At 45.8% G+C, this 23,031-nt stretch carries 21 protein-coding genes and 1 riboswitch; of the genes, 9 read left to right on the top strand and 12 right to left on the bottom strand.

Annotated elements, in window-relative coordinates:
- Nucleotides 1-12 precede the first annotated feature (12 nt).
- The 8 genes from MHI27_RS01950 to MHI27_RS01915 form a co-directional block, all read right to left on the bottom strand.
- Nucleotides 13-615: a response regulator transcription factor gene (locus MHI27_RS01950; RefSeq protein WP_042184310.1), complete on the bottom strand. Its 603-nt coding sequence runs from the start codon at nucleotides 613-615 to the stop codon at nucleotides 13-15.
- Nucleotides 612-1,766 carry a sensor histidine kinase gene (locus MHI27_RS01945; RefSeq protein WP_405175463.1) on the bottom strand — a complete coding sequence of 385 codons (1,155 nt, stop codon included), beginning with the start codon at nucleotides 1,764-1,766 and terminating at the stop codon, nucleotides 612-614. The genes MHI27_RS01950 and MHI27_RS01945 overlap by 4 nt, the downstream gene beginning before the upstream one ends.
- 4 nt (nucleotides 1,767-1,770) lie before the next feature.
- Nucleotides 1,771-2,505, bottom strand: a complete 735-nt coding sequence (locus tag MHI27_RS01940; protein ID WP_379424908.1) for an ABC transporter permease — start codon at nucleotides 2,503-2,505, stop codon at nucleotides 1,771-1,773.
- A 2-nt stretch (nucleotides 2,506-2,507) separates the two neighbouring features.
- On the bottom strand, nucleotides 2,508-3,416 hold the full coding sequence (locus tag MHI27_RS01935; protein ID WP_076285144.1) for an ABC transporter ATP-binding protein: 909 nt from the start codon (nucleotides 3,414-3,416) through the stop codon (nucleotides 2,508-2,510).
- A gap of 194 nt (nucleotides 3,417-3,610) precedes the next feature.
- Nucleotides 3,611-4,363, bottom strand: coding sequence for an oxygen-insensitive NADPH nitroreductase (gene nfsA / locus MHI27_RS01930; RefSeq protein WP_405175462.1), 753 nt, complete (start codon nucleotides 4,361-4,363; stop codon nucleotides 3,611-3,613).
- Between the two features lie 31 nt (nucleotides 4,364-4,394).
- Nucleotides 4,395-6,857 carry a heavy metal translocating P-type ATPase gene (locus MHI27_RS01925; RefSeq protein WP_042184302.1) on the bottom strand — a complete coding sequence of 821 codons (2,463 nt, stop codon included), beginning with the start codon at nucleotides 6,855-6,857 and terminating at the stop codon, nucleotides 4,395-4,397.
- A 113-nt stretch (nucleotides 6,858-6,970) separates the two neighbouring features.
- Complete coding sequence (gene copZ, locus MHI27_RS01920) at nucleotides 6,971-7,171, bottom strand: copper chaperone CopZ (RefSeq protein ID WP_042184300.1); 201 nt, start codon at nucleotides 7,169-7,171, stop codon at nucleotides 6,971-6,973.
- A gap of 53 nt (nucleotides 7,172-7,224) precedes the next feature.
- On the bottom strand, nucleotides 7,225-7,497 hold the full coding sequence (locus MHI27_RS01915; RefSeq protein ID WP_231573462.1) for a metal-sensitive transcriptional regulator: 273 nt from the start codon (nucleotides 7,495-7,497) through the stop codon (nucleotides 7,225-7,227).
- Between the two features lie 377 nt (nucleotides 7,498-7,874).
- On the opposite strand from MHI27_RS01915, the gene MHI27_RS01910 reads away from it, so the two are divergent.
- The 7 genes from MHI27_RS01910 to MHI27_RS01880 all read left to right on the top strand — a co-directional run bounded on the left by MHI27_RS01910 (nucleotide 7,875) and on the right by MHI27_RS01880 (nucleotide 14,390).
- Nucleotides 7,875-9,395: an MDR family MFS transporter gene (locus MHI27_RS01910; RefSeq protein ID WP_042184296.1), complete on the top strand. Its 1,521-nt coding sequence runs from the start codon at nucleotides 7,875-7,877 to the stop codon at nucleotides 9,393-9,395.
- Nucleotides 9,396-9,400: 5 nt separating this feature from the next.
- The gene (locus MHI27_RS01905) at nucleotides 9,401-9,964 is read left to right on the top strand and encodes a PadR family transcriptional regulator (protein WP_042184294.1); all 564 of its coding nucleotides are present in this window, start codon (nucleotides 9,401-9,403) and stop codon (nucleotides 9,962-9,964) included.
- Between the two features lie 118 nt (nucleotides 9,965-10,082).
- Nucleotides 10,083-11,060: an aldo/keto reductase family oxidoreductase gene (locus tag MHI27_RS01900; protein ID WP_405175461.1), complete on the top strand. Its 978-nt coding sequence runs from the start codon at nucleotides 10,083-10,085 to the stop codon at nucleotides 11,058-11,060.
- A 394-nt stretch (nucleotides 11,061-11,454) separates the two neighbouring features.
- Entirely contained in the window at nucleotides 11,455-12,600 is a 1,146-nt protein-coding gene (locus MHI27_RS01895; RefSeq protein ID WP_405175460.1) for a hypothetical protein, read from the top strand.
- 1 nt (nucleotide 12,601) lies between these two features.
- Nucleotides 12,602-13,189, top strand: a complete 588-nt coding sequence (sipW, locus tag MHI27_RS01890; protein ID WP_076285139.1) for a signal peptidase I SipW — start codon at nucleotides 12,602-12,604, stop codon at nucleotides 13,187-13,189.
- Between the two features lie 91 nt (nucleotides 13,190-13,280).
- Nucleotides 13,281-13,901, top strand: a complete 621-nt coding sequence (locus MHI27_RS01885; RefSeq protein WP_076285138.1) for a TasA family protein — start codon at nucleotides 13,281-13,283, stop codon at nucleotides 13,899-13,901.
- A 159-nt stretch (nucleotides 13,902-14,060) separates the two neighbouring features.
- On the top strand, nucleotides 14,061-14,390 hold the full coding sequence (locus MHI27_RS01880) for a helix-turn-helix domain-containing protein (protein ID WP_042131791.1): 330 nt from the start codon (nucleotides 14,061-14,063) through the stop codon (nucleotides 14,388-14,390).
- 202 nt (nucleotides 14,391-14,592) lie between these two features.
- On the opposite strand, the gene MHI27_RS01875 is transcribed toward MHI27_RS01880, so the two are convergent.
- Nucleotides 14,593-14,748 (bottom strand): anti-repressor SinI family protein, encoded by a 156-nt coding sequence (locus tag MHI27_RS01875; RefSeq protein WP_231573373.1) that lies wholly within the window; start codon nucleotides 14,746-14,748, stop codon nucleotides 14,593-14,595.
- Between the two features lie 27 nt (nucleotides 14,749-14,775).
- A riboswitch (cyclic di-GMP riboswitch) is annotated at nucleotides 14,776-14,860 on the bottom strand.
- A gap of 471 nt (nucleotides 14,861-15,331) precedes the next feature.
- On the opposite strand from MHI27_RS01875, the gene MHI27_RS01870 reads away from it, so the two are divergent.
- Nucleotides 15,332-18,199 carry a 2-oxoglutarate dehydrogenase E1 component gene (locus MHI27_RS01870; RefSeq protein WP_405175459.1) on the top strand — a complete coding sequence of 956 codons (2,868 nt, stop codon included), beginning with the start codon at nucleotides 15,332-15,334 and terminating at the stop codon, nucleotides 18,197-18,199.
- 52 nt (nucleotides 18,200-18,251) lie between these two features.
- Nucleotides 18,252-19,526, top strand: a complete 1,275-nt coding sequence (gene odhB / locus MHI27_RS01865; RefSeq protein ID WP_405175458.1) for a 2-oxoglutarate dehydrogenase complex dihydrolipoyllysine-residue succinyltransferase — start codon at nucleotides 18,252-18,254, stop codon at nucleotides 19,524-19,526.
- Nucleotides 19,527-19,799: 273 nt separating this feature from the next.
- Here odhB and MHI27_RS01860 read toward each other — a convergent pair whose 3' ends face one another.
- From MHI27_RS01860 to MHI27_RS01850, 3 genes are all read right to left on the bottom strand, one after another.
- Complete coding sequence (locus MHI27_RS01860; protein ID WP_405175457.1) at nucleotides 19,800-20,768, bottom strand: hypothetical protein; 969 nt, start codon at nucleotides 20,766-20,768, stop codon at nucleotides 19,800-19,802.
- Nucleotides 20,729-21,337 carry an RNA polymerase sigma factor gene (locus MHI27_RS01855; RefSeq protein ID WP_405175456.1) on the bottom strand — a complete coding sequence of 203 codons (609 nt, stop codon included), beginning with the start codon at nucleotides 21,335-21,337 and terminating at the stop codon, nucleotides 20,729-20,731. Before MHI27_RS01855 ends, MHI27_RS01860 begins: the two co-directional genes overlap by 40 nt.
- Nucleotides 21,338-21,671: 334 nt before the next feature.
- Nucleotides 21,672-22,922, bottom strand: a complete 1,251-nt coding sequence (locus MHI27_RS01850) for an OFA family MFS transporter (protein ID WP_340973829.1) — start codon at nucleotides 22,920-22,922, stop codon at nucleotides 21,672-21,674.
- Between the last annotated feature and the right edge of the window lie 109 nt (nucleotides 22,923-23,031).

Here is a 23,031-nt window from a genome sequence, read left to right as displayed (position 1 = left end):
GCCCTGCTCCCCTCAAATCCAGCCTTTTTCCTCTGCCAGTCGTACCGCCTCAATTCGACTTTTCACTTCCAGCTTATTGAGTATTTCTGAAATATAATTGCGAACAGTTCCGTAAGAAAGGTGTAGCGAAAAAGCAATCTCCGCCGCCGTTTGCCCTTCACCAGCCAACTTTAAAATCTCTCGTTCCCGTGCTGTTAGTGGATTTTCTTCCCGCAGGCTACCAAAAACTAACTCGGGGGATACCTCCCGATGTCCAGCCATTACACGGCGAATAGATTCAGCCAGCTTATCTACAGGCTCGTCCTTCAACAAATACCCTTGTATACCAGCCTTCACTCCACGCTCGAAATAGCCCGGACGGGCAAAGGTAGTCAAGATGATAATTCGAGTCGGACAACCTTTACTCCGCAATATTTCTGCAACCTCCAAACCGCTCTTGAACGGCATTTCAATGTCCATGAGACATACATCCGGCTGAAGCCTGTCGATTAAAGCTAACGCCTCAGCTCCATCACAAGCCTCTCCGACGACTTCGATATCATCCTCAAGATCCAGCAGCGATGCCATCGCTCCCCGAAGCAGACGTTGATCCTCCGCTATAACGATGGTTATCATGCACTCTCACCTCCTGTTGCTTCCTTAACGATTAGAGGGATCATAACGATCAGCGTAGTTCCCTGACCTTCTTCTGAGCTTAGCGACAGAGAGCCATCAATCAGGGATAGACGTTCCGCCATCCCCTTCATACCATTTCCATCACTAAGCTCACCATTACATCTCTCACCGTTCTGGAGGCCAATTCCGTTATCTTTAACGGTAACTCGAACTTCTCCGGCGGTCTTTACCACCCCGATGAAGCATTTATCCGCTCTACTATGCTTCACAATGTTAGTCACTGCTTCTTTAATACAGAGGCTGAGAATATTTTGCGTCAGATCGGATACTCCCTCTAGCGAGATGTCCCCTTCCACTTCCAAGGCAATCTCCGCCGTGCGCAGCATTTCCCCGGTTTCTGCCAGTTCTTCTGCTACTGAGATCGCACGCATTTCCGACACTAGCTCGCGCACCTGACGGAGCGCAGCCCGCGAAGTACGCTGAATTTCCCGCGCCTCCTCTTGGGCTCGCTCCGTATTTTTGGTCACCAGCTTCTCTACGAGCTGGCTTTTTAATGTAATTAAGGACAGCGTATGCCCGAGGGTATCATGCAAATCACGAGCGATTCTCATGCGTTCCTCACGCTTCACCAACTCTTTAATCACCTCATTAGCTTGATCTAGCTCTTTCTCCAGCTTCTGATGTTGATGCATGGATCTTACGCCGAATGGCATAATCAGCATAATAACGATAAACGGGACTAAGAACATAATACTAACCCATTCCAACTCACGGCCTACTAAGACCAGCACCGAAAGTACCATGACCACAAAAGAAGTAAATGCAATTTTAAACCCTTTATTCTCCGTATAATAAGCTATAAAATTCACGGTGAAAAAGCCCATATACAGATTAAAGGGCGTATAGAACAAGCTAAGCACCACGATGATCACCATTTGAGTCGTTAACCAAACATTAAACACGCCACCCCGAACCCAATACAGCTGGCGATAGCTGATGGCAAACACCGCTATCATAATCCCACCTAGAATGAGCTTCACTCCAGTCTCCCCGCGCAAATTCAGGATGGGCAAAATCAGATATACAGCCCATACATAAGGGAAAAACCCCTGACTTCTCGGAAATAACTGGAACTTTCCACGCTCAGTCATTACTTTACACCGCTTCCTGTTTTTTTCGAATATAAACCGATAGTAACATAAAAACTACCAAATATCCGAGCAAAATCAAGACATTACTCCAATGCGGGGCTGAACCACGTACAATCTCCCACGCCCCATTTCCATAGTTATAAGAAGGTAACCAATGACCAATCTTCTGCATTAAACGTGGTAAAATCTCAATTGGCATCCACATGCCCCCCGCTACAGCAAGCGCCATATAAATCACGTTACTGACTCCACTAGCCGTATCCACCCGTTTCATAGCACCCACAAGCGTACCAATCGCCAAAAATGGAAGGGAACCGATCAGAATCCATAGCCCACTAAGCACCCATTGACCCGCAGATAAGGAGACACCGTTGATTAAATATCCTGCGGCAAAAATACAAATGACCGAAAACAGATGCATCATCGTTTGCCCGAACATTTTTCCGAAGAAATAGACGGAACCCGGTAGCGGGGTAATCCGAATAAAGGTAGTCCAGCCTTGTGTTCGTTCTTGCACCAAACGAATGCCAAGCGTCATGATCGCAGAGCCCATTACACTAAAGGTTGCCATCGACATTAAGTAGTGAGCGCGCCAAGTCGGGTCATCGTTACCTGTATTAACCACGCGGGTGAAGATGAAGTAGAACATAATGGGCATGAGCAATGACCAGAATACGTAATAAGGATTACGGACGATCCTCAGCATCTCGGCTTTACACTGTACAGTAATTAATCTCATCTTTAGATAGCCTCCTCTTGGTTCATGGTCAATTGTTCAAAAGCGTCATCCAAACGTCCCTGATCTATACGAACATCCTTCACGGGAAGTCCAGTAACAAAAATCGCTCGCAGCGCTTCATCCGTATCGTCTGTCGTCACATGAATTCGGCCCTCTTTTTCATAACAACCCTCAATAGCGGTTAGTTCCAGCAGGCTCCTGCGTAATTTTGATCGATCACCTATTGGCAAAAAGGACAGCGAACGCTTCACAATCCGCGATTTAATCTCATCTGGACTTCCGTCAGCAACTAAATGGCCTTTGCTAAACAACAGAATACGATCCGCAATATCTTCAGCTTCCTGCAAGTAATGTGTCGTGAACACAATCGTCTTGCCCTGCTCCGCAAGTCCACGAACCGTATCCCAGAACCGCCGCCGGGAAGTAATATCAAGTCCAACCGTAGGTTCATCGAAAAAGATCAGCTCTGGATCACCAGCCAGGGCCAGCGCGAAGCCTAGACTACGCTTTTGACCGCCCGAGAGCTTCTCGGCGTATCTATTCAGATCCGCTGGCGCAAGCCCTGTAGCTTTAATTAGAAACTCCATATCCATCGGCTGTGGATAATAGCTACGGATCAGAGCAATGATCTCCCGAACCTTCAGCCGATCCATCACACTTACCTCTTGCAGCATCGCGCCGGTCTTTTCACGTACGATTTTATCTTTTGGATGTTGTCCAAATATTTTCACTGTACCTTCAGTGGGCTCTAATAACCCCAATAACATTCCCAATGCCGTTGTTTTGCCTGCTCCGTTCGGTCCAAGAATAGCTGTAATCGAACCCTTGGCAATGTTGAAGCTGATATTATCTACTGCTTTCTTATCCTTATATAATTTGCTAACTCCATTCATCTCAATAACACTGTCCATTTCGTAACCCCTCCGATTCCGAATGCGTTTGATCTATTTCAATCATATGGAAAAAGGAGACCTGACATTAGTATGGACTGTCATTTCTTTAAGATGACAACTGTCACCTTCATGCCTCAGGGTACGAAAAAGAGGTTGCCCTATCCGTAGTATTAACTACGAATAGAGCAACCTCTTTAAGCGAAAACGCTAGATTACCTCTTGAAGAATCCTTTTTCGAGCAGGAATTCCTTCATATGCATTCGCGCTGGCTGTGCCAGCCGTTCTGCCATAATCACCGACCAAGGTGTATCCTTGGCACCATGCGTCCGCTCACGCATATAGTCTGAAGAGACTTTATCGTAAGTCTTGACCTGCTCCACTGTGGTTTCGGCATTGTAGCGATTGCGATGTAGAACAGCCTCTAATGGCAGACGCGGACGCAGGCTTGAGGCTCCATCAGGGTAGCCCACACACATTCCAAATATCGGGTAAACCAGCTCGGGCAGTCCAAGCAGCTCAGAAACCTCCGCAATCCGGTTACGGATTCCGCCGATATAAACAATCCCGAGCCCGAGTGATTCCGCAGCCACAGCAGCATTCTGAGCAGCAAGCGCAACATCAACGGTAGCTACAATAAGGTTCTCCGTAGAATCTTCATACGATGTCTCTCCCTGCAAATGAGGTTTTGTGACCTCACGCAGCCGATATAAATCCGCGCACCAGACCAAAAAGACTGGGCATTGTTCGATATAAGCCTGATTACCCGATAATCCGGCAAGCTCTGCTTTTATAGCCGGGTCAGTCACTGCAATAACACTATAGGCTTGTACACTGCTGGAAGTCGAAGCCATTTGGCCTGCTTCAATAATAGCTGCAAGCTGCTCTTCACTTACTGGCTTATCCTGATACTTGCGGACAGATGCATGGTTCATTAATAGAGATATTGTCTCGTTGTTTTCTTGCACAGCGGCCACTCCTTACATAGTTAGGTTTCTCTTAAAGCTTTACCCGCTGCAAACGAAGTGCATTCAAGACGACGGACACAGAACTGAATGCCATCGCAGCTCCAGCTAGCCATGGAGCCAGAAATCCGAGTGCAGCAATCGGTATACCTATTGTATTGTATGCAAGTGCCCAGAACAAATTCTGCTTAATATTACTCATCGTTTTACGGCTCATCATAATGGCATCGGGTATGCTCTTCAGATCTCCCCGCATCAGTGTAATATCTGCAGCCTCCATTGCTACATCCGTCCCTGTACCAATCGCCATGCCCGTATCTGCGGTAGCCAGTGCAGGAGCATCATTGATGCCATCCCCAACCATAGCTACCTTTGTCCCATTCCGCTGCAGCTTACGAACTTCCTCCGCTTTGCCTTCTGGTAGAACCTCTGCTAACACTTTTCGAATACCTGCTTGCTTCGCAATAGCTTCTGCGGTGATTTTATTGTCACCTGTAATCATAATGACCTCTATGCCCATCGCATGAAGCGCAGCTACAGCTGCTTTAGAGGTTGGCTTAATCGTATCCGCCACAGCGACAATCCCGGCAATATCATCGTCCACCGCTACAAGCATAGCTGTCTTTCCTGCCTCTTCCAGTCTCTTCATGACTGGGGTCCACTCTGTGATGTCCAATTGATGATCTTCCATCATACGCCGTGTACCCACCCTAACTTGTTGATCGGAGACAACAGCCATAATTCCCCGTCCAGGTACATTATCAAACTGTTCAGCGGTGGGTAAGATCAAACCTCTGTCAGCGGCTCCTGCTACGATTGCTTCCGCAAGCGGATGTTCTGATAATTTCTCGGCTGCCGCAGTTAAAGCTAATAGACGATTCTCTGCACTTTCTTTACCATAAGCGGCAATTCCAGTGGTAGTCACGATATCAGTCAGCACGGGCTTACCATTTGTAACCGTACCTGTCTTATCCAAAACAACGATCTTAATCCCTTGTGCGCCTTCTAAATGCTCACCACCCTTGAACAGAATACCAAGCTCCGCAGCGCGGCCCGATCCCGCCATAATGGAGGTCGGCGTTGCAAGACCTAACGCACATGGACAAGCGATTACGAGCACCGCAATAGCTTTTTCAAGGGCATCGGCAAATTGACCAGGTGCTGCCCAGAAGTACCAGACCAAGAAAGTGATCATCGCAATGCCTACAACAATCGGTACAAAAATACCTGAGATGACATCCGCGATCCGCTGGATCGGCGCTTTGGAGCCTTGGGCCTCCTCCACTACTCTAATGATTTGAGCGAGAGCAGTGTCTCTTCCTACTTTGTTGGCTTTAATTCTTAAAATCCCATTCTTATTTAATGTAGCACCGATAACGGTATCTCCAGGTTTTTTCTCTACAGGAATACTTTCTCCGGTCAACATAGACTCATCCACAGAAGAAGAACCCTCTACTACCTCGCCATCCACCGGCACCTTTGTTCCAGGCTTCACCAATACAATATCACCGGGAATCACTTCATCTGTCGAAATATTCATTTCTTTGCCATCGCGGATCACGAGAGCCGTCTTTGCCTGAAGCCCCATTAAGCTCTTAATAGCGTCAGAGGAACGTCCTTTGGCTAGCGCCTCGAACCATTTACCGACGAGGATGAGCGTGATGAGTACAGCACTCGTCTCATAATACATTGGGGCGGTATGATTCATTCCCTTCATACTTAATGAATCAATCGTCAGATAAAGACTGTAGAAATACGCTGCTGATGTCCCCAGTACGACCAACACATCCATATTGGCACTTCCGTTACGAAGTGCTTTATACGCGCCTACGTAGAACTGCCAACCGATGATAAACTGTACGGGGGTCGCCAGAACAAGCTGAAACCAAGGATTCATAAATAACTCCGGTGTTGGAATCCAGCTTGTGAATGAGAAATGACCTGCCATCGCCCATAACAATGGGAAAGAAAGAATAGCAGAAATGATCCACTTCCACTTCTTATGCTGAATTTCCTGTACACGACGATCCACATGATCCTTGCGGTCTTCTTTAAGAGTAGCTTTATATCCGATATTGCTTACCTTCTCCATGATCTCTCTTGGACTAATATTACCGGGAGTATATTCTACATGTGCCGTTTCCAGCGCTAAATTCACATTCACTGCTGCGATCCCCGGCGTACGACTCAACACTTTTTCGATCCGCGCCGAGCATGCAGCGCAGGTCATGCCTGATATATCAAAATCCGCGGTCTCTTTGACGGTATCATAACCAAGAGCGCGGATTTTATCTTCAATTTGTGGTAACCCTGATACAGAAGGATCGAATCCGACAGTGGCTTGTTCCAAGGCTAAATTTACATTTGCGCGAGAAACACCCTCCATCCGGGACAAACCTTTCTCAATTCGAGCTGCACAAGCAGAACAGGTCATGCCTGTAATCTGTACGGTCGCTTGCTGTTCATTGGGTGAAGCTGTTATTTTTAACTTATCCATGATTCCAAAGCCTCCTCATACCCCTATAGAGTATGATAATTTCTATAAAAAGAAAAGGCATTGGAGCTTATGGCATTCCCATACAGCTCCAAGCCTTATTACTTTGCTTCAAATTAAACTACATCATACCCTTGCTCTTCAATAGCTTCTTTAATAGCTCCAAGGCTCACCTTGTTCTCATCATACTCAACGGAAACTTTTTTAGCAGCAAGATCAACTTTAGCAGTAGCTCCAAGATTACCTACAGCCTTCTCTACAGAGTTGACACAGTGACCACAAGACATTCCTTCAACGTTTAATGTAGCGTTCGACATTATAATTACCTCCAGTAAATGTTATGAAGCCATGCTCAAGGAGCATTAGCTTATTATTTCATTAATTTGTTAACCGTAATTAGCAGCTCATCGATAACCTCATGTTCACCGGCTTCGATTCGTTCAATAATACAACTCTTCATATGCCCTTCCAGCAGCATCTTACCAACACCGTTTAGTGCCGCTTGAACCGCTGCGAGCTGATTGAGCACATCGTCACAATAAGTATCCCGCTCTATCATACCCTTTATCCCGCGGATCTGGCCTTCAATCCGGTTGAGGCGAGTATTCAAACCATTTTTGAAATCTGTCGAATGATGACTCATTCGTTCTCCAGATGCTGAAGAATGACAGTCAGCTTCGCAGGATTTCTCAGTTTGTTCTTGCTTACTAGTAGACATAAGAATCAGCCTCCTTGCCAATAATATAATATACCCCCGTAGGGTATGTCAAGAGGCGTTCTTTATTTCCTATCCCCCAAATCCCATTTTTTCAAGCTTAAACGCCTGCGGTGTCCTTATAAGGACGGTAAGCGTTTAAGCGAGAAATATAAGACATATAGTATTGTGTGAAACTTATACTTCTTATATTTGAAAAAAACTATTGCTACCCTATTCAAATTTGAATATAATAAATTTTGCTTCTAACCTATGAACATTTTTTGAACGGATTTATCACTATTAGAAAAAGGAGCCTGCGAAGCATGCATACTAAAGAAAGTAATCTTAAACTCGTAGTTATCGGCCTGCTGCTCGGTATTCTGATGTCCGCGATGGACAATACCATTGTAGCTTCAGCTATGGGAACCATTGTTTCCGACCTTGGTGGTCTGGACAAAATCGTATGGGTCACTTCGGCCTATATGGTCATGGTAATGGCTGGAACCCCTATCTTCGGCAAGCTCTCGGATATGTATGGACGTAAACGTTTCTTCATGTTCGGACTGATTGTATTCCTGATTGGCTCAGCACTGTGCGGTACTGCAACCAGTATTACACAACTAAGTATTTACCGGGCAATTCAAGGAATCGGCGGCGGTGCACTAATGCCTATCGCCTTCACCATCGTTTTCGACATTTTCCCTCCTGAAAAAAGAGGAAAGCTGACCGGCCTTTTCGGTGCGGTCTTCGGAATCTCCAGTGTACTCGGACCATTATTGGGTGCATATATTACCGACTATGTAGGCTGGCAATGGGTATTCTACATTAACCTGCCGCTCGGAATTATTGCACTTTTTCTGATTGCAACTTCTTACAAAGAATCGATCTCTCACGCTAAACAGCGCATCGACTGGGGCGGAGCCTTCACTCTCGTCGGCGCCATTATCTGCCTAATGTTTGCGCTAGAACTGGGAGGCAATCAATACGCTTGGGATTCCAGTGTCATTCTCGGCTTATTCGCCGGCTTCGCTGTACTCTTGCTGGCATTCATCCTCATTGAGAGAGTGGCGGCTGAACCTGTTATCTCGTTCGCGATGTTCAGTAAACGGTTGTTTGCAACAAGTAGTGTGACAGCCTTGTTCTATGGCTCTGCCTTTATCGTAGCCACCATCTACATTCCTATCTTTGTACAGGGCGTATTTGGCGGCTCCGCTACGAATTCTGGACTGATCCTCATGCCGATGATGATCGGTACGGTCGTGGGCAGTCAGACCGGTGGGCTACTTACAACCAAAACCAGCTTCCGCAACATTATGATCCTATCCGCAGTCTGTTTTGTAGCAGGCGTCTACAGTCTAAGCACTTTATCACCAGATACCTCCCGTCTCATGCTTAATGTATTCATGGCCTTAACTGGATTCGGCGTGGGCTTCTCCTTCTCCGTGCTAAGCATGGCAGCTATCCATAATTTCGATATGCGCCAACGCGGTTCGGCAACATCAACAAGTACCTTTATGCGCTCGCTTGGGATGACGTTGGGGATTACGATCTTCGGTATTATTCAGCGTAACAACTTCACTAGCAGCATTAGCGAAGCTTTTGGCGGAAGTGAGCAGTCAGCAGCCTTCGGCGATCCACGGGCAGCCCTGACACCTGAAGCAAGAGCCAAGATTCCACCTGAAATTTTAGAAAAAATATCTAGTGCACTGTCCTCTTCAATCGCACATACCTTTATGTGGGCCATGATTCCTGCCGTCCTTGGTTTAGTCTTTGTGCTGCTTATGCCAAAAGACCGCCTCACCATTCCGAGTAAAACTGCTCAGGCGTCCGAGGGTAAAAGGTAACGATTATGTCGATGAAATTGGCTATTCTCGGACTATTGCTTGAACGAAATATGCACCCCTATGAAATTACACTAGTCATGAAAGAGCGCTCCATGGACCGGATTACAAAGCTCCAGCTTGGGTCTCTCTACTATGCTGTCGATAAACTTGCACAAGATGGTTATATCGAAGCTTTAGAAGTGATTAGCAGCAGTGATCGCCCAGACAAAACCATTTACGGTATTACTGAGCAAGGTAAAAATTTATTCGAGCAGTTAATTCTACAGCAAATTAAAAAGAACGAGCCCTTCTATCATCCGATGTATATGGCTCTAGCCATGTCCCGTCATGTTGATCAAAACAAAGTGGAGAAGCTGCTCGAAGAACGTATTCGTGAAACCGAACATCAGGTGAATCTGGCTTATCAGGTATATGAAGAACATATTCCTATTGTTCCTCGTTCCGCCCTTCATCTCATGTACGGCACCTATGAACACACCCTTATTGAACTAAAATGGCTACAACGTCTCTATGATGATGTTGTAGCACGCAAGTTGAATGACATTGGAACACCACTTAATACAGAGTAGAGTCCTTAGGACCTCTACTCTTTTTTTCGCTTTTGCAGAGACAATAAATACCATACTAGAATCTAAGCGTGTACAATATGTACGTGTACGCAATCATATTTTCCTAGGAGGAATCACATTGTTGAGAACACTGCCTTTAAACAAGCGCGGTATACCAGCCAGCCGTATTGCTCTAGGTTGTATGGGATTTGGTGGGGGCTGGAATCATGAACCGATTACCGCCGAGAATGTTAAGCAAGGACATGCAGCCGTCGACGCAGCACTATCTATTGGTATCAATATGTTTGATCACGCAGATATTTATACCCGTGGTAAAGCCGAGAAGGTATTCGGTCAAATCTTTAAAGAACGCCCAGGACTCCGCGAAGAAATCATTATTCAATCGAAGTGCGGTATTAAGCTAATGGAGCCTGGAGACAGCTCTAATGTCTTTGACTTCTCAAGCCAGCATATTCTAAGCAGTGTAGAAGGAATATTGTCGCGACTAGGAACGGAGTATATTGATATTCTGCTGCTCCATCGGCCTGACCCCCTAATGGATCCAGAGGAAGTAGCTTCTGCTTTGCATCAATTAAAGGCAACAGGTAAAGTTCGTCATTTCGGCGTCTCCAATATGAGCGCAGCGCAGATCAAAATGCTGCAAGCCTATTGCGATGAACCTTTTATCGTAAACCAGCTACACATGAGCCTAGCCAAGCTCAGCTGGGTCGATGCTGGAATCAGTGTAAACCGTGAACCTTGGAAGGATATTACCTTTCCCGAAGGAACCCTTGAACATTGTCGAATGGAGAACATTCAGCTTCAAGCTTGGGGCCCACTCGCACAAGGCTTATTTAGCGGACGTTCATTAGAGGATCAACCAGAGAATATCGTCCAGACAGCTGCCATGGTTAAACAACTTGCAGATGAAAAAGGAACAACACCCGAAGCCATAGTGCTATCCTGGCTAATGACACATCCGGCAGCTATTCAGCCTATGATTGGGACTGTGAATCCGCAGCGCATCGCTTCCTGCGCCGATGCGGACAAGCTGGAGCTTACTCGTAAAGAATGGTATGACCTATATGTTAGTTCACGTGGTACTCGTCTTCCCTAACTGAGCCCACAATTAAACTCGCAAGAATTCTTAATAGCCTAATCGTGCCTCTCGCATGATTAGGCTATTTTTAATACATTCCCCTCCTATGCATCGTTCTCTATTGCGAATAAAAATAGATATCAAGCGATAAACCGAGATAAATAGAGATAAATTAACATTTTTGTTCTTTATAGAGCACAAACGAGACTTATTGACAGTTTTCTTTTCAATTTATTCCATGTATTATTCATTACAGAAGTTGTTCTCAATAAAGAACAACAATAACGAACCAAAGTAACTCAAGACATTGAGGGGAGGTATTCCTCTGAGACCCAGATCAGCAAAAAGAAGACCTAAACGAAAGAAACAAATCGGATTACGTGTTCTGCAATCAGGAATGGCTGTCTCCGTCTTGTTTCTGACTACCTCGCAGCAAGTGGGTAGTACCTATGGTGGTTTTGGAGCTACTACGCAAACCACTAGCACAATTAGCTTTTGCGAAGTATTTCCAAACTCGATCAAGGGGCTTCTAACAGAACTCAAAGATCATATCGAAAGAGCTACTGCTTTAAAAGGATCGCTGCAAAGCTATACCCCTTCAGGCAGTCTCTCAGACGTTTCGGGAATAGAAGGCATGACGCTGGATGAGCTTGATGTCGCAGCGCAAGAGATTTCCACACAAATCTCCGCGCTTCAATCTCAAATCGATGGCGTGAATGAGCAACTGGCCACCAACAGCCAAATTTGGAACGAAATCAATGGAGAGCTGAACGCAGCAGCAGCCGTCCTATTCCAGATTGGAGGATATATGACCTCTCTAGATTCAAACTGTCTAGAAATCAAGGATGAACAATTCTTCAGAGAGCTGCAAAGCAGCCTGAATCAAAGCGGTGTAATCTCTGAATCCCTGAATGCTTCCTTAAAGGGAGTCATCCAATATCTAAACTCCATACACGACATCGGGCTTCCATTTGCTTCGGTAGTGACCAGTGATGTATATGGACAACCCGAGTTACGCAACGAGGCGTTTCAGCAGCCGTTACCTTTCCTGATTCCTTTTAGTCAGCCGGCCGGCAATATCTCTAGCGAACTTACCTCCACTTATGAAAATCTCAATACTGAAATGAATGATCTTAAAGAATCGGCTACTTCAGGAATCAGCAATCTTCAGAGTCAGCTCCAATTGATCAGTCAAACCCGTGAACAACAGTTGGAAGCACTTGAGAAAGCCCGACTAGAGGCGCTGGAACAAACGAAGAAAGAAGAAGAACGTTTGGCACTGGAGAAAAAAGAAAAGCAAGAAGCTGAGGAGAAAGCAAAAACGGAAGTGACTCCACCGAAAGGTGAAGCTACTCCAGAGAACATAAATAAAGAACAGCCTGAAGCCCCAGCCACTAACCCGGTCGTTCCGGAAATTGGTGAAGAGCTAACGATTCCAAAAGATGTACCACAGCAAGCGGTTCCTCAGGAGGCGCCAAAAGCGGAAGATACAACCACTTCCCCACCGGTAGCAACACCAGCCCCTTCGGACCCTCAACAAGTTAAAGGTGGCGAATAATATGCGGATTAAAAAAATGATCAACAATACATTATCGAGCATCATGCTTGTGATATTCATTCTGCTGGTGGTAGCCGTAGTTTTATCAAAGGCCTCCGGCGGTGAACCTGCCTTCTTCGGATACCAGATCAAATCGGTACTCTCAGGTTCGATGGAACCAGGGATTCAAACCGGATCGATTGTCGCTTTAAAACCCGGAGGAGATATGAATCGCTTCAAAAAAGGCGATGTGATCACCTTTAGAAATGAAGAAAACCTGCTCATTACTCACCGTGTTGTAGAAGCAACAATGAACAACGCTACTGGTGAAGCCATGTATCGCACGAAAGGCGATAACAATGATGCGCCTGATATGAACCCTACCAGTTCCACGAATGTTGTAGCTGAGTATACCGGGGTCACCGTACCTTACGTAGGTTACGCTATGAATTTCGCAGTTTCCAAAGCTGGAAGTGTTGTGCTCATGATCGTACCAGGCTTGATGCTCCTGCTCTATGCCCTGTATTCATCATGGAAGGCTGTAGCTGCACTCGAAAAGAAAAATGCTGCTATACTTCCCACCTCTCCACCTCCAACTGAAATACAGTAATTCGTTGATTGTCCGCTTCCGCTTACGAACCGGAAGTTACAATATATAACTTTTATAAAAAAACCACAAAAACCGAGGAGGAATTTTAATTATGGGTATCAAAAAAACATTGGGTCTTGGCGTAGCATCAGCAGCACTGGGTTTATCATTGATTGGTGGAGGAACCTTCGCTTACTTTAGTGACACTGCACAAAGCACTGCTACATTTGCTGCAGGTACACTCGATTTGAACTCCGACCCTTCAGTTATCGTTGATTTGAAGGATCTGAAGCCAGGCGATACGATCAAAAGAGACTTCAAACTAAAAAATGACGGTACACTTGATATCGGTTCGATCCTCCTCAAAACAGCTACCTCTATTAATGATGTAGGTGGTAACAACGGCGCTAACGATTTGGCAAAATCCATCAAAGTTAAATTCCTGGTGAATAAAGATAAAAGCGGCATCTTACCTGGTAGTGAAGAGAAAGTAGTTTGGGAAACTACCCTAGCCGATTTGAAGACTCAGACACCGGATCTCGTAAAAAATACTGGACTTGATGCAATCTGGGGTACTAGCGAAGCATCTGGAATTAAGGCCGGCACAAATGATAGCTTCACCGTTCAATTCGAATTTGTTGATAACGGCCAAGAGCAAAACTACTTCCAAAAAGATTCATTAACTCTGACTTGGGATTTCGTAGGTAAGCAAACTGCTGGATCCGCTAAATAATCTAATAAGTCTTCCATTCGAAGAGCAGCAGATTCTTATTCCGGAAAGCGGATAAGTAGATGCTGCTCTTCTCTTTACAATAAACTTTGTCGAATTTATCGATATTTGCTATACTAATAACAAAAATTACGGAGGGGCGTCAGCATAGTGGCACAAAATATGGGCCAACGTATCCAGCATCTCCGCCTAGAAAAGGGGTTATCCCTATCTGAGCTTGCGGACAGAGCGGATGTTGCTAAATCGTATCTTAGCAATGTGGAGAGAAACATCCAATCCAATCCTTCAATCCAGTTTATCGAAAAGATCGCCGATGCGCTTCAGGTATCCATCCACGCTTTGCTCTATGGAGAACCTAATGATGCTGAGGAGTCACCTTTAGATTCGGAATGGTTCCGATTGGTGCAGGAAGCTATGGCCTCAGGCATAAGCAAACGCGAATTCAAGGAGTTTCTGGACTACCAGAAATGGCGCCTTGATCAGAAGGATTAATATTCCACCTGACCTGATAAGATCCTCTTCTACTCATACTATCAAACATAAGCGCCTTCGCCCTCCTAACATGGACCGCGAAGGCGTTTTATATTCTAGTAAAATATAAGGACTATTTATCTTGTATACTTTCTTATATACCGAAAAAGGGCCCAGCGAGTTATCGCTGGGCCCTTTTTCAAAATATAACGCACTAAATGTATTACTGCACGGCTTGCACAGTCTTCTCATGAAAGAATCGACGAATTTCATCTGCCTTTATGCCAGCCTTCTTAGCTGCTAATAATAAATGTACCCACTCAACGTCTAGATCAATGACCTGCTGTTCTCTGTTGCTTCCCTGGTTGGACTTGTCCAAAAAATCTCCTCCTAAGATTTTACGTCCCCAGGCAATCCGGCTGTCATAGTATTTCTACCTTAGACCCGCGACTTTGTGCCCCTGCCTTTCGGCAGGTTTACCTTTTACTGGACCCTTTACACGAAAGGATCTACTTTGAAATATATGAAAATCGCTAACTGCAATAACATTATACTATACTAAAGTGGAAAAGTGTGTCGATTTCTGATTAGTTTTTCCATTAAAAAACAAAAAATAGAAGCTCTTTTGTGCGATATCTTGTCCTTTTAACACGATACTCGTCCTATTCATAAAATTAATTAAGCCGATAGAATGATACTTCCTTCCCTATTAGTTAAAAATAAGGATATTAGAATCATTTTAGTGGGCCTTAGGAATGGGTAATGAGAAGAAACAGCGTTCTTTTCATTAGAACAAGCTAACCCATACCATTTTGCGAACGTATTGGACGAAAGAATGAATTGATTACACGTGTGGAAAGTAGCACAATAAGATGAGAAATGAAACCGCAATCATCACAGCTCCAGTAAGCGTTGACACAAAATGTCACGTATGGAGTTCATCCGTTAAGGAGGATGTATTCATGGCAGCCAAAGAGCCCTATAACGAATCCATTTGGAGTAAGTATTACGGACCCAATTTAGGCTACATTCAAGAAAGATATGAACAGTTTGTGAAAGATCCTTCCACCGTAGAGAATAATTATCGCGAGCTTTTTACAAATTCGGGTCCCCCACCCCTAACACCGGATAGCGAACCGGCTCCACAGCCTCGCATTTCGGGAGACACCGAATGGCTTAGAAAGGCAGTAAGAGCTTCCAAGCTAATCGCTAATATTCGTATATATGGCCATATGGCCGCTGATATTGATCCGCTTGAGCGCGATCACAATCCCATGGCTAAATATCTTGAACTCGAAACCTATGAGCTGACTCGTGAGGATCTGCTCGCACTACCTGCCACGCTCATTTGGGAGAATGCGCCGAATGATGTGCATACCGGATGGGATGCAGTTCAGCGTATGCGTCAGGCTTACACCAAGACAATCGCCTATGAATTCGGGCATGTGCATGAAGAACAAGAACTGAAATGGTTGAACAGACAGGCAGAATCCACAAGCTCACCAGCGCCTTTAAATAATGCAGAACGTAAAGAGCTGCTAAACCGCCTGATCCAAGTAGAGCAATTCGAAACCTTCCTCCACAAAACCTTTGTGGGTCAGAAGCGGTTCAGCTTGGAAGGCAATGACGCTCTCGTACCGATGCTGGATGAAATCGTACGCGCTGCTGCGCATGACGGCGCAGAGCATATTCTGATGGGCATGGCGCATCGTGGTCGCCTCAACGTTCTTGCACATATTTTGGGCAAACCTTATGACATTATATTTTCAGAGTTTCATCATTCTCCGAACAAGGAGCTTTTCCCTTCCGAAGGCTCTACAGGCATTAACTATGGCTGGACGGGTGATGTGAAATACCATCTGGGTGCAGACCGCGCTGTCCGTGAAGGAGAAACCGTACGCACAAGAATAACACTAGCGAATAATCCAAGTCACTTGGAATTCGTCAATCCTGTCGTGGAAGGCTTCACTCGTGCTGCTCAAGAAGATCGGAGCACAGCCGGATTGCCGAAGATTGATACCAGTAAAGCTATGGCGGTACTGATGCATGGCGATGCTGCTTTTCCAGGTGAAGGGATTGTTGCAGAAACACTTAATATTGGCAAACTTCAAGGTTATCAGAATGGCGGGACGATCCATATCATTGTTAATAACCGGATCGGCTTTACGACAGAAAGCGAAGACTCCCGTTCAACGCATTATGCGAGTGACATCGCCAAAGGATATGAAATTCCAATTATCCATGTCAATGCTGATGATCCTGAGGCCTGTATATCAGCAGTTCGTTTAGCTAGTGCATATCGCAATCAATTCAAAAAGGATTTCGTTATTGATCTCATCGGCTATCGTCGTCATGGACATAACGAAATGGATGATCCTGAAACTACACAACCTATCGTGTACGGTAAGGTACGCAATCATCCAACCGTTTACAAGGTGTATGCGGAGCGGCTACAGCGTGAAAAAATTCTTACAGCTGAAGATGTACAAAAGATGCACGTTGAAACAGAAGGCGTATTGCAACGTGCGTACGATAGTATGAAGGAAGGCAATCACAAGAAAAAAGAACCAAAGGCCTTCATTCCTCTTCATACAGATCGCTCAGCGGCAGGCACTACAGCCGTACCGATCTCCAGTCTGCAAGAGATTAATCGTGAGCTACTGAGCGTACCTGATGGATTCCAAGTCTATCCGAAACTGGAGCGAATTCTGCAGCGTCGCAAGGACGCACTGAATGAGGGTGAAAAGGTCGACTGGGCACTCGCTGAGTCCCTCGCCTTCGCAACCATCCTGAAGGATGGAACGCCAATTCGACTTAGCGGTCAGGATGCACAGCGTGGCACCTTCGCACACCGCCATCTGGTGCTGCACGACAGCAAGACAGGAGAATTATTCTCTCCGCTTCATCAGCTTAGTAATTCTCGCGCTTCCTTTGGCGTATATAACAGTCCGCTATCTGAAGCTTCTGTGCTAGGCTTTGAGTATGGTTATAATGTGTTCGCACCAGAAACCTTCGTCATCTGGGAAGCACAATATGGCGACTTCGCCAATGCAGGTCAGGTTATATTTGATCAGTTCATTGCCGCTGGACGTGCGAAATGGACGCAGCGCAGCAATCTCGTCGTCATGTTACCGCATGGCTACGAGGGACAGGGACCCGAGCATTCCAGTGGTAGATTGGAACGCTTCCTACAGTTATCCGCGGAAGAGAACTGGACCGTTGCTAACTTGACCACTGCTTCTCAATATTTCCATGTCTTGCGGCGCCAAGCTGCTTTATGTGGACAGGAAGACGCTAAACCACTGGTGATTATGACGCCGAAGAGTCTCATTCGTAATCCGCGCAGCACATCTGCCGGAACTGAGCTCGCTTCCGGACAATTCCAGCCTGTGTTAGCTGAGCCTCTGCTAGGCCAGAAGCCAGGTGAGGTCAAACGTCTAGTAGTCTGCAGCGGTAAAGTAGCTATCGACATCCAAACAGAGCTAGAAGCTGCTTCAGACAAAGATTGGTCATGGCTACATGTACTGCGCTTAGAGCAACTCTATCCGTTCCCAGAACATGAACTGAGTGCTCACTTAAGCTCCTTCACATCCCTTCAGGAAATTGTCTGGGTGCAAGAAGAGCCGAAGAATATGGGCGGATGGAGTTATACCGAACCTCGGTTACGGGACATCGCACCGCAAAACACTAGCGTGAGATATATCGGACGTCCTGAACGTTCCAGTCCTGCGAGTGGTTATGCAGATGTTCATAGCTTTGAACAGCGTAGAATTGTTTCAGAGGCCCTAAAAGCAAATTCACAAGTACAAACAGCTGTACCGTCCTCTTAAGAGGACGGTATCACAATAGCGTAAACCATTATGTTTGGGGAGGTAACGGCCTGTGTCAGAAATCTTAGTACCCGATCTGGGAGAATCTATATCCGAAGGAACCATCTACAAATGGCTGGTTAAAGAAGGCGACACGGTAGGTCAAGGTGATGTGCTTGCTGAGTTAGAGACGGATAAAGTGAATTTGGAAATTAGTGCGGAGGTGGAGGGTGTCATCTCCTCCATCCTACGTCAAGCGGGCGAGAACGTAGCCGTTGGCGAAGCCATCGGCATCATTGGAGCCGCTAGCGGCAGTACGCCGCAGGCCGCTGAGAGCAAAGCGCCTGAAGCGGCACCGGCAAGCGGCAGCGCAGCAGCCGCACCTGTAGCAGCGCCCGAAGTCGCTGTAGCGGGTGGCGAAAGCCCCGCTGCACTGGCATCGCCGGGCGCACGCAAGCTGGCACGGGAGCGCGGCATCGACCTCGGCGATGTTAGCGCCCGTGATCCTATCGGCCGGATTGGTCAGGCCGATGTGTCGGGTCATGGTGCAGCAGCGTCACAGGCCGCTGCACCGGCAGCTCCGGCGGCACAAGCCAAGCCGGAGCCAGCGAAGCCGGCAGCGAGCAAAGCCGCGCCGGAGGATGGCAAGAACGTGGAGCGCAAGCGCATGTCGCGCAGACGGCTCACGATTGCCAGCCGCTTGGTAGAAGCGCAGCAGACCGCAGCCATGCTGACCACCTTCAACGAGGTGGACATGACAGCGATCCTCGACATCCGCAAGCGCCGCAAGGATGCTTTTAAAGAGAAGCATGAGGTAGGACTAGGCTTCATGTCCTTCTTCACCAAAGCCGTGATCGGTGCGTTGAAGACCTACCCACTGCTGAATGCAGAGATTGACGGTGAAGATCTGATCGTTAAGAAATTCTACGATATCGGTATTGCCGTTGCAGCTAAGGAAGGTCTGGTGGTTCCGGTTGTCCGTGACGCAGATCGCCTTAGTTTCCCGGAAATCGAACGTCAGATTGGCGAACTCGCTTCCAAGGCACGCGCTAATACACTTAGTCTCTCCGAGCTTCAAGGCGGTACGTTCACTATCACCAACGGTGGTGTATTCGGTTCACTATTATCCACCCCGATTCTGAATACCCCTCAAGTAGGTATTCTAGGGATGCATAAGATTCAATTGCGTCCAATTGCGCTGGACGAAGAAAGAACCGTTAACCGTCCAATGATGTATATCGCCCTTTCCTACGATCACCGGATCGTTGACGGCTCTGAAGCGGTTAGCTTCCTCGTCAAAGTGAAGGAATTGCTGGAAGATCCAGAAGCACTGCTGCTGGAAGGCTAACCCTGATCGATCTTCCGACTTAAGAATATAAAGAAGGTATCCCTAAAGCTTCGCATTAGGGATACCTTCTTTTATATCTGAATCAACTCTCCCATATCCTCTTCCTTAATTGCATTCTCTACAACTAAAATCCGTAAAAACGTTTATTTCCACTAATCTAACCAGTAATAGCTGTATTAAATACAACTACAGGGCTTATATAAAGGTATTAGTTAACTTTAATTGTATATAGTACAACTAGCTTAGCGCATGCAACTACAAAACTACAAGAATCTACTTCAGCAGCTCACCAGCCACCTGCAGAAATTGCTCCTTACTCAAAATCTTATCTCCGTAGCTGCTTAGTGTATAATACGCATCCTGCTTCTCGTTATACCAATTCAGATAATCGTAGCTTACCTCTTCCTTCACTACTTTGTTATAGATCACTTCTGTGCCTGCCACCATAATCTTATCCGCTTGATTCTCAGGTTCTTGCTCCACGAACACTTTCCCGCCATGCATGATCGTGGCAGAGATACCTATAAAAGCATTATTCTTGGAGTAAATTGCACTGATCCAGCCTGGTTCCGACCAAGGTATAGCCTTCATAAATAAATTACTACTTCCCTTATCTTTGTTTGCTTGGGCAGTAAGATCTTGTAACGTCTCCTGATATAGAGAACTGTTCTTCTCCGCATCCGTAGTCGGATGATTAGGGTTTATAACCCCATATTCAAAAGCATACCCTGCTACCAATGCAGGAAGCATCGGCGCCCCTGTCCGTTTGATTTCCTTCAGGAAATCAGAATATTCGCCTATCCGCTGCTCTGTATACTTAAAAGACAATTCTGTTGCCAAGCCTACTGCACCTACATTATTGTTCACAAGATAGGCGATCAATTCTCCCGGTTTAGCGAAAGCATCTACTTTCTGTGCATACTTATCATAGGAGGCTACTCCTGCAGATTCATTCGGCGCAACATGCTGAACCTTTACTACGCCTTCACTATTGCGGATCTGTATATATTCCGATGCAGCGTAAGCTGTCACTGAGATCATCAGGAACAAGGCTAACATACTGGCAATTGTCGTTGTTTTATTCATCGTCTTCAGCGAGAGCGAGAATGATCGCTTTTGCTCTGATATGCCACGGATATGTCCCATAACCTTCTCTTCTACATCGATCTCACCCAGAAGTTCATTCCCGGCTGAGGCATAAATTATATTTTGGTATTCATCGCTGATTGTGGTTCGTTCCATCTGATCTCCTCCTCCAATTTCATAACTTCCTGCACCTTCCGCTTGATCCGATTCATTCTCTTCGTCAGTGCATTGGGACTGACCCCAAGAATTTCGCTTATCTCCGCATAAGTTTTTTCCTCGAACACCCGCAGAATAAGCATATTCCTCTCTTCCAGCGACAACTGTGCTAAAGCGGCTGACAATGAGGGATTAAACAACCGATCATCCAGCTCTTGTTCAGGACTTGCAGACATAAAATCAGGCTTGAAGATACTCATGACTCGCTTTTGCAAACGCCGTCTGCGCAGCAGGTTTAAGCAATGATGATACGCGATTCGATAGAGCCATGCCGAGAAATGCATTTGCGACTTGTATTGATGGATAGATTGATAGCCTTTTACCAAAATATCCTGAACTGCGTCCTCCGCATCCTGCTTGTTTTCTAACAAACGATAGCAATAGTGGTAGATTGGCGTTTGGAAAGCTCTAACGATAAAAGCATACCGTTCGATATTGCCCTTTTGAATACTAATGATGAACTCTTCCAGCTCCTTTGGGTCTAGCGAATCCTGTGGCGTTGTAAGCACCTCCTTAACCTTTATATCTTCTATAACACTTGGGCAGCGAAAAAAGTGCCTATGTAAACCGAACTATTCTCCCAAATTCACTCCAATTATACACATGTAGAGGCTAATAAGAGCTATACAGTCCGTAACCCTAGCAGAATGAGCCAAAAATCAATAGTAGCTGCAATACGGACCGTGTTTCTGTAATATTCTCCAATGAGTAATTCATTCTGAATTCAGATCACCTTAGTTTTTTTGTTTCACATGCTCCACGGACTACTGCCCGCCATTAGAAAAAAGACGTACAACTGTTGTCAGTTTGTACGTCTTTGTTTAATTTATTGTCTTTTTACCTTTAAGCCGTCCGTTCTGTAGCTTTGAGCCGAAGCGCTTTCTTCTCTTTCGCTTTCTCCACCGGAGGTTTTAGCGAAATCGCGATGATACAGGCCAGAAGACACAAGAGACCAAAGATCACGAAGGTAGGTTTAAACCCGCCCAGGAAGACAGCGATGAACGAACCGGAAAGGGCTCCAATACCGAAACCTTGATATACGATTCCATAGTTCTTACTGTGATTCTTAAGACCAAAGAAGTCACTGACAATCGCCGGGAACACTGTAATGTTACCCCCGAAGCAGAATGCAATGGCAGCTACACAAGTGAAGAACAGTCCGAAATTCAGCGTCGCATAGCTTAGGGTCAACATAGCGGCTGCCGTTACTGCAAGCGAAGCGCCTACCAGCTTCAAACGGCTCATTTTGTCAGACAAGGCACCCAAGATCAAACGTCCTGCTGTATTAAAAATTGCGATCATCGCTACGGCATTAGCTGCCGTCTGTACATCAAGTCCAGCCAGCTGCACACCGATGTCTTTTACAATACCGATCAAATACAGACCACACATACAAGCGGTAAAGAAAATAATGAACAACAGATAAGCTTCTTTCGTACGTAGCATTTCTTTTACCGTGTAGTCTTTTGGTTTAGCGATAGTCGAAGTTGCTGTTGCACCCAGTGATGCCGCTTGTACTGGAGCTTCTCTGACGAGCAAGGAACCGATTACAATCATCACCATAACAATCATGCCCCAATACATAAACGTATTAGACACACCCACCGAGTCGATCAAACTACCATTGATATATTTAAAAATCAAACTCCCCGTTCCGTAAGCACCCACGGACACACCGGAGATTAAGCCTTTATTATTCGGAAACCATTTAATTAAGTTAGATAATGAAGTGATATAAGCTGTTCCGTCTGCAAAACCAACGATTACACCAGCCAATATATAGAACATTAGAAGCGAATTGGCCTGAGAGCTAAGAATCAATCCTAGACCAAGCACAATCCCTGCGGCGGCAGTTAACCGGCGAAGACCAAAACGATCCTGCAATTTCCCTGCGAACAAAGTCGCAAAAGCGAGTGCAAAGCTCGTGATCGAAAACGTAATCGAAACAGAATTAAGCTCCCATCCGAATTTTGTTACCAGATGTGCATTGAACAAGCTCCATGTATAAATGGTACCTAGACCCATCTGCATAATTACTGTTCCTAATACGATAAGCCACCGTTTGGCGTTTTTGTTGTCCATCGTCGAAGTCATGGTCTATTCCTTCTTTCCCTCTCGTGATCTGCTACAAGAGCTTCTATTGCCTCTTTATTGTAGCTAAACCAGCGGATGTTGAGAGAAATTTGGCATGAGATGACGAAAA

This window comes from Paenibacillus sp. FSL H8-0261, assembly GCF_045040645.1.
GTDB lineage: Bacteria > Bacillota > Bacilli > Paenibacillales > Paenibacillaceae > Paenibacillus_AQ.
Note: the sequence above shows the minus strand (reverse complement) of the source record. Positions and strands in the feature narration are given on the sequence as shown.